The sequence below is a fragment of the Pseudomonas sp. BJa3 genome, from assembly GCF_026343815.1.
GTDB classification, from domain to species: Bacteria; Pseudomonadota; Gammaproteobacteria; order Pseudomonadales; family Pseudomonadaceae; genus Aquipseudomonas; species Aquipseudomonas soli.
This window is the reverse complement of sequence record NZ_JAOXMC010000014.1, coordinates 1-6809: the sequence shown is the minus strand read 5'-3', so window position 1 is coordinate 6809 and position 6809 is coordinate 1. Positions and strand designations below refer to the sequence as shown.

The 6809-nt window shown below is 65.6% G+C and carries 8 protein-coding genes; 6 read left to right on the top strand and 2 right to left on the bottom strand.

The annotated features are described in order from the left end of the window. Positions 1-213: 213 nt before the first annotated feature. Positions 214-1239: an Ldh family oxidoreductase gene (locus OH705_RS18055; protein ID WP_267302682.1), complete on the bottom strand. Its 1026-nt coding sequence runs from the start codon at positions 1237-1239 to the stop codon at positions 214-216. A gap of 143 nt (positions 1240-1382) precedes the next feature. Here OH705_RS18055 and OH705_RS18050 point away from each other — a divergent pair, with 143 nt between their 5' ends. The 6 genes from OH705_RS18050 (at position 1383) to OH705_RS18025 (ending at position 6632) form a co-directional block, all read left to right on the top strand. Continuing rightward, on the top strand, positions 1383-2255 hold the full coding sequence (locus OH705_RS18050; protein WP_110605815.1) for a MurR/RpiR family transcriptional regulator: 873 nt from the start codon (positions 1383-1385) through the stop codon (positions 2253-2255). A gap of 26 nt (positions 2256-2281) precedes the next feature. Further along, complete coding sequence (locus tag OH705_RS18045; RefSeq protein ID WP_267302681.1) at positions 2282-3034, top strand: transporter substrate-binding domain-containing protein; 753 nt, start codon at positions 2282-2284, stop codon at positions 3032-3034. A gap of 104 nt (positions 3035-3138) precedes the next feature. Beyond that, positions 3139-3858 (top strand): ABC transporter permease, encoded by a 720-nt coding sequence (locus tag OH705_RS18040; RefSeq protein ID WP_023632572.1) that lies wholly within the window; start codon positions 3139-3141, stop codon positions 3856-3858. After that, positions 3855-4565 carry an ABC transporter permease gene (locus tag OH705_RS18035; protein ID WP_023632573.1) on the top strand — a complete coding sequence of 237 codons (711 nt, stop codon included), beginning with the start codon at positions 3855-3857 and terminating at the stop codon, positions 4563-4565. Before OH705_RS18040 ends, OH705_RS18035 begins: the two co-directional genes overlap by 4 nt. Before the next feature lie 16 nt (positions 4566-4581). Continuing rightward, positions 4582-5826, top strand: a complete 1245-nt coding sequence (locus OH705_RS18030) for an FAD-dependent oxidoreductase (RefSeq protein ID WP_267302680.1) — start codon at positions 4582-4584, stop codon at positions 5824-5826. 23 nt (positions 5827-5849) lie between these two features. Further along, positions 5850-6632: an amino acid ABC transporter ATP-binding protein gene (locus tag OH705_RS18025; protein ID WP_023632410.1), complete on the top strand. Its 783-nt coding sequence runs from the start codon at positions 5850-5852 to the stop codon at positions 6630-6632. On the opposite strand, the gene OH705_RS18020 is transcribed toward OH705_RS18025, so the two are convergent. Further along, positions 6561-6809 (bottom strand): hypothetical protein (locus OH705_RS18020; protein ID WP_267302679.1); only part of this gene is annotated, 249 nt, incomplete at its 5' end. The two genes, OH705_RS18025 and OH705_RS18020, sit on opposite strands and share 72 nt — an antisense overlap.

Sequence of the window (6809 nt, the reverse complement as noted above, 5' to 3'; positions counted from 1 at the left end):
TGGTAAGCATCCTGCTTTTGCCAGTCGGAAATGCTCGGAACGCTAATGGATCGCGGGGGGGCGGGCTGACATGGGAAGGGGGGACAACGGCAGGAGCAGCGGGGCTCAACGCCAGGGAGGCGCAGCGCTCACGGTGTGAGCAGAGTGCGGTGGAAGGCCGGACACCGGTGCGAAGCAGGTCCGCACCGGTACCCTGAACAATGGAACTTGGGTTCAGCCAGCGAGTGTTTGCAACTCGGCCAGCTCCCGTTCGGACAATCCCACGCCTTCGCGCAGTGCCACTTCACGCTCACGGTAGCGCCGTTCCCCCGGCATGCGCATCAGCCCCGCTTCCTGCATCTGCTCTACCAGTTCCCGGCTGCGCTGGGCAAAACGCTCGCCTTGCGCCTTGGCCGGGTCGATCACGATAAGCAACTGCCCGGTCCACGGGGTCTTTGCCCCCGGATGCCCGGACCAGTCGAACTCCCAGGAAAAATGGCCCCCCGTCAGCGCCGCCGCCAGCAGCTCGACCATCATCGACAGCGCCGAGCCTTTGTGGCCGCCGAATGGCAGCAAGGCGCCGCCTTCGAGAATCGCCTTGGGGTCAGTAGTCGGCTGGCCGGCGGCATCCACGCCCATGCCCGACGGCAGCTGTTCGCCGGCCCGGGCGGCGATCTGCACGTCGCCATGGGCCATGGCACTGGTGGCCATGTCGAAGACGATCGGGTCGTGCCCCGCGCAAGGCGCGGCGAAGGCGATGGGGTTGGTGCCGAACAGCGGTTTGCGCGCACCGTGGGGCACCACGCAGGTCATGCTGTTGACCACGCTCAGGGCCACCAGGCCTTCATCGGCGAATGGCTCGACATCCGGCCACAGCGCGGCGAAATGGTGCGAATTGTGGATCGCCAGCACCGCGATGCCGGCCGTGCGCGCCTTCTCCACCAACACCGCGCGGGCCGCGGCCAGGGCCGGCTGGGCAAAACCGCCCTTGGCATCGACCTGCACATAGGCCGGTGCCAGGTCGGTTACCTGCGGCTCGGCGCGGCCATCGACCCAACCGCTGGCCAGGGTCGAGACATAACCGGGAATACGGAACACCCCGTGGCTGTGGGCACCGTCACGCTGGGCGCTGGCGCAGTTGTCGGCGAGTACGGCGGCCACTGCCGCGCTGCAGCCATGCCGCGCGAAGATTGCCTGGAGCAATGCCTGCAGTTCGGTAAAAGGCACGCGCACGACAGGGCCGGTGGAAGGTGAAGACATCTGGAGCTCCTTTCTTGGAATTGGAATCGCTACAGCGCAACTGCACAGACTTTCCCGCCAATGACAGCTATCTGTCAAATATTGACTTGATGACAGAAAACAGCCATTTTGGCTTCCACGCCAGAAATCAACCGGAACCGACCATGAGCCAATCGATCAAGCAACGCCTGGAAAGCAGCCTGCACAGCGCTGCCGCCTCGGGCCGCCAGATCGCCAGCTACATGCTCGCCAACCTCCACGAACTGCCCTTCCAGACCTCGGCCAGCATCGCCGCCAAGCTGGGCGTGAGCGAATCGAGCGTCGGCCGCTTCTGCCGCGCCCTGGGCTATGCCCACCTCAAGGCTCTCAAGCAGGACCTGCAGAACGACCTGGGCGACGGCCCGTGGCTGGCCGGCGACCGCCTGCAGGCGTTTCGCCAGCAACCCGAGGACGACCAGCGCTCAGGCAGCCTGGAGCTGGAAATGGCCGCGCTGGTGCGCGTGCACGAGTACAGCCGCGGCGAGACCTGGCAACAGGTCGCCCGCCGCCTGGCCGATAGACCCCGGATATTCGTCGCCGGCTTTCAGACCGAGCGTGGCGTGGCCATGTGCATGAGCCACCTGTTGCAGTACCTGCGCGACGGCGTGCAACTGGTCGATGGCAGCGCCGGGCATTTCGGCGAGGTATTGCTGGGGCGCCCGCAAGACTGCGCGCTGGTGGTGTTCGAAGCACGCCGTTATTCGCGCCACGCCCTGCAGCTGTGCCACAAGGCCCGTGCGCTGGGCATCCCGGTGACCCTGGTCACCGACACTTTCTGTGACTGGGCCGATGCCGAAGCCGACGAGGTGTTCCGCATCCCCACCGAATTCAACCTGTTCTGGGAATCCACCGCGACCATGCTGTCGTGGGTGCACCTGATGGTCAACGAGGTCTGCAAGCAGCTCGGACCGGATGTTGAAAAACGCTTGGAAGCAACTGCCGCTCTACATAACGAGTTCGTCGGCTACACCTCGTGGCCGGCGGGCAAACAACAATAGCAAGAGTGCGATGACCGAGGTGCGAGATGAAAGGAACCATGGCTGTGGTGGGTGCGTGCGCCCTGCTGCTGGCGGGCCACGCCAGTGCCGAGACCCTGCGCTTTGCCACTGAAGGCGCATATCCCCCCTTCAACTACGTCGACGCCGACAACAAGCTGCACGGCTTCGACATCGACATCACCCATGCCCTGTGCGAACAGATGAAGGTCGAGTGCACCCTGGTGGCCCAGGACTGGGAAGGCATCATTCCGGCGCTGATGGCGCGCAAGTACGACGCGGTGGTGGCCTCGATGATCGACACCGAGGAACGGCGCCGGAAGATCGCCTTCACCGACCACTACTACCGCACCCCACTGACCGTGGCCGTCGCCAAGGACAGCCCGATCAGCGACGCGCAGACCGACTTCAAGGGCTACACGGTCGGCGCGCAATCCGCCTCGACCCAGGCGATCTACGCCGAGGATGTATACGGCAAGGCCGGCGCGGACGTGAAGCTGTACCCGACCCTTGACGAAGCCAACGCAGACCTTGCCGCCGGGCGCCTGGACGGGGTGATCGCCGACAAGTTCCCGCTGCACGAATGGCTGAACAAGAATGGCAAGGACTGCTGCAAGATCCTCGGCGACGTCGACGGCACCAAGGCCGACGCGGCGATTGCCGTGCGCAAGGACGACCCGGCCCTGCGCACCCGGCTGAACGAGGCGCTGGCGGCGATCGTGGCCAATGGCACCTACCAGAAGATCGCGAGCAAGTACTTCGCCTTCGACATCTACCAGTAATCTCGTGGAGGCCGGCCTGCCGCGCGATGGCGCCTGATCAGTGAACCACGCCATCGCGGGGCAAGCCCGCTCCCACCAGGGCAACTGTTTCCTGGGGGTTAGCCATGCTCGATCAACTCTCCCTGCTTTCCTTCGCCAGCGGCGGCTGGGGCCAGGCGTTGCTGGCCGGCGCGCTGGTGACCGTGTCGCTGGCCCTGGCCTGCCTGCCCATCGGCCTGCCACTGGGCTTGCTGGTGGCGCTCGCCGCGCGTTCTCGCAAACGCCTGCCGCGGGCCTGGGCCACCCTCTTCTCCACGGTGTTTCGCGGCCTGCCAGAACTGCTCACCCTGCTGATCATCTACTACGGCTGCCAGATCGCCGCGCAGAAGCTCCTCGCCGCGCTGGGCTATGAAGGCGAGGTGCTGATCAACACCTTCCTCGCCGCCATGGCCGCCTTCAGCCTGGTGTTCGCCGCATTCTCCAGCGAGATCTGGCTGATGGCCTTCAAGACCCTGCCCAAGGGCCAGCTGGAGGCCTGCTCGGCCCTGGGCCTGGGCAAGCGCACCGGGTTCTTCAAGGTGGTGCTGCCGCAACTAACGCGCATCGCCCTGCCGGGCCTGTCGAACAACTGGCTGAGCCTGCTCAAGGACACCTCGCTGGTTTCGACCATCTCGCTGATCGACCTGATGCGCCAGACCAACCTCGCGGTCAGCGTGACCAAGGAGCCGATGCTGTTCTACAGCGTCGCCTGCCTGGTCTACCTGCTGTTCTCGGCGCTGTCGGGCAGGGTCTTCGCCCTGCTCGAGCGGCGCAGCAACCGCCATTTGCAAGGAGCCCGCCCATGAGCCTGGAGCAACTGCTGGCCTACGTGCTCGACCCGGACTTGCTGGACCGTTACGGCGCGCGTTTCGTCGATGGCCTGCTGGTCACCGCCAAGCTGGTGGCGATTTCGTTCACCCTCGGCGCGCTGCTGGGCATGCTCCTGGCGCTGGCGCGCATGTCACCCAGCTGCGTGCTGCGGCGCCTGGCGGCTGGCTACGTGTATTTCTTCCGCGGTTCACCGCTGCTGGCCCAGCTGTTCCTGCTGTACTACGGGCTGGGTTCGCTCAAGGGTTTCTGGCAGGAGATGGGCCTCTGGTGGTTCTTCCGCGAGGCCTGGTATTGCGCCCTGCTCGCCTTCACCCTCAACACGGCGGCCTATCAGGCCGAGATCTTCCGCGCCAGTCTGATGGCGGTCGCGCCGGGTCAGTACGAGGCGGCCAAGGCACTCAACCTCAAGCGCTCGACCACCTTCTTCAAGGTGGTCCTGCCGCAGTCGCTGCTGGTGGCCATCGGCCCGCTGGGCAACGAGCTGATCATGATGATCAAGGCCAGCGCGATTGCCTCGCTGGTGACGATCTACGACTTGATGGGGGTGACCAAGCTGGCCTTCTCGCGCAGCTTCGACTTCCAGATCTACCTGTGGGCGGCAGTGCTCTACCTGCTGATCGTCGAGGCGGTCCGGCGCACCTTGAAACACCTGGAAGCCCGCCTGGGCCGCCACCTGAACTGACTGAAGGAAACCTTCCATGCATTGCCAGACCATCGTCCTGGGCGCCGGCATCGTCGGCGTCAGCACCGCCCTGCACCTGCAGGCCCGCGGACGCCAGGTGATCCTCATCGACCGCGACGAGCCAGGCAGCGGCACCAGCCATGGCAACGCCGGGCTGATCGAGCGCTCCAGCGTGATCCCCTATGCCTTCCCGCGCCAGTACAGCGCCCTGCTGCGCTATGGCCTGAACCGCCAGCCCGACGTGCGCTACAGCCTCGCCCACCTGCCCAAGGCCGCGCCGTGGCTGCTCAGCTACTGGCGCCAGTCCGCCCCCGGACGCCTGGCCAAGGCCGCCGCCGACATGCTGCCGCTGGTGCAGCGCAGCGTCGAGGAACACGATGCGCTGATCGAAGCCGCCGGCCTGCAAGGGCTGGTGCAGGCCAAGGGTTGGATCGAGGTGTACCGCGACGCCACGCTGTTCGCCCAGGCCAAGCACGACCTTCAAGGCCTGGCCCGCTATGGCCTGCGCTACGAGATCCTCGAGCGCGAGCAACTGCAGGCCCGCGAGCAGCAACTGGACGGTGGGGTGATCGGTGGCATCCACTGGCTTGACCCGAAGACCGTGAGCAACCCCGGCGGCTTGACCCGTGGCTATGCCGCGCTGTTCGTCCAGCGTGGCGGGCAGTTCCTCCACGGCGATGCGCGTAGCCTGCGCCAGGTCGAGAGTGGCTGGCAGGTTGACAGCCGCCGCGGCACGCTGACCGCCGACGAGGTGGTGGCCTGCCTCGGCCCGCAGTCGGCCGACCTCTATGAACGGCTGGGCTACCGCTTTCCGCTGGGGATCAAGCGCGGCTACCACATGCACTACGCGACCCGCGACGGCGCCGAACTGGGCCACTCGATCTGCGACACCCAGGGCGGCTATGTCCTGGCGCCGATGGCGCGGGGCGTGCGCCTGACTACCGGCATCGAATTCGCCGCCAGCGATGCCCCGGCCAATGAGATCCAGCTGCGCCGCTGCGAGGCCCTGGCGCGCAAGCTGTTCCCGGCCCTGGGCGAGCGCCTGGACGACAAGCCCTGGCTGGGCCGCCGCCCGTGCCTGCCGGACATGCGCCCGGTGATCGGCCCGGCGCCGCTGCACAAGCAGCTGTGGTTCAACTTCGGCCATGCCCATCATGGCCTGACGCTGGGCCCGGTCAGCGGCCGCCTGCTGGCGGAGCTGATGACCGGCGAGCGCCCCTTCACCGACCCTGCGCCCTACAGCGCCGCACGCTTCGCCTGAACCTTGAGCGGGAGAACAACAAGATGACCGCACCCTTGAGCCTTGCCAGCCGGCACCCTGCCCCCGACCCGCGCCCGGAGCTGATCCGTATCGAGGGCCTGAACAAGCATTACGGCGCGTTCCATGTGCTGCACGATATCGACCTGTCGGTACGCGAGGGCGAACGGATCGTGCTCTGCGGCCCCTCGGGCTCGGGCAAGTCGACGTTGATCCGCTGCATCAACCGCCTGGAGATCGCCCAGCAGGGCAGCATTCGCGTGGCCGGCACCGACCTTGCCAGCACTGGCCGCGAGGCCGCCAAGGTGCGCAGCGAGATCGGCATGGTGTTCCAGCACTTCAACCTGTTCCCGCACATGAGCGTGCTCGACAATTGCCTGCTGGCACCGATGAGCGTGCGCGGCCTGTCGCGGCGGGACGCCGAGGAACGGGCGCGCTCGTACCTGAGCAAGGTCGGTATCGAAAGCCAGGCGAACAAGTACCCCAGCCAGCTCTCTGGCGGTCAGCAGCAGCGGGTGGCGATCGCCCGGGCGTTGTGCATGAAGCCGAGGATCATGCTGTTCGACGAGCCGACCTCGGCGCTCGACCCGGAGATGGTGGCCGAAGTTTTGGACGTTCTTGTGCAATTGGCCGGTACCGGCATGACCATGCTCTGCGTGACCCACGAGATGGGCTTTGCACGACAGGTGGCAGAGCGGGTGTTGTTTCTCGAAGGTGGGCAAATCATCGAGGACTCTTCACCGGAAGTGTTCTTCGGGCAGCCCAGGACGGCGCGGGCACAGGCGTTTTTGAAGCAGATTCTGCATTAATGGTTCGTGGTCCTGTGCAGATACACGCAACCCTGGCCGCCCCCTGCAAAACAGCGATGCAATATATGAAGATTTGATCTTGATCTTGATCTTGATCTTGATCTTGATCTTGATCTCAAGATTAGTTTCAAACTCACTAGCGACAGCTGCGGCAGTGTAGGCGCCGCCCGTAACTTC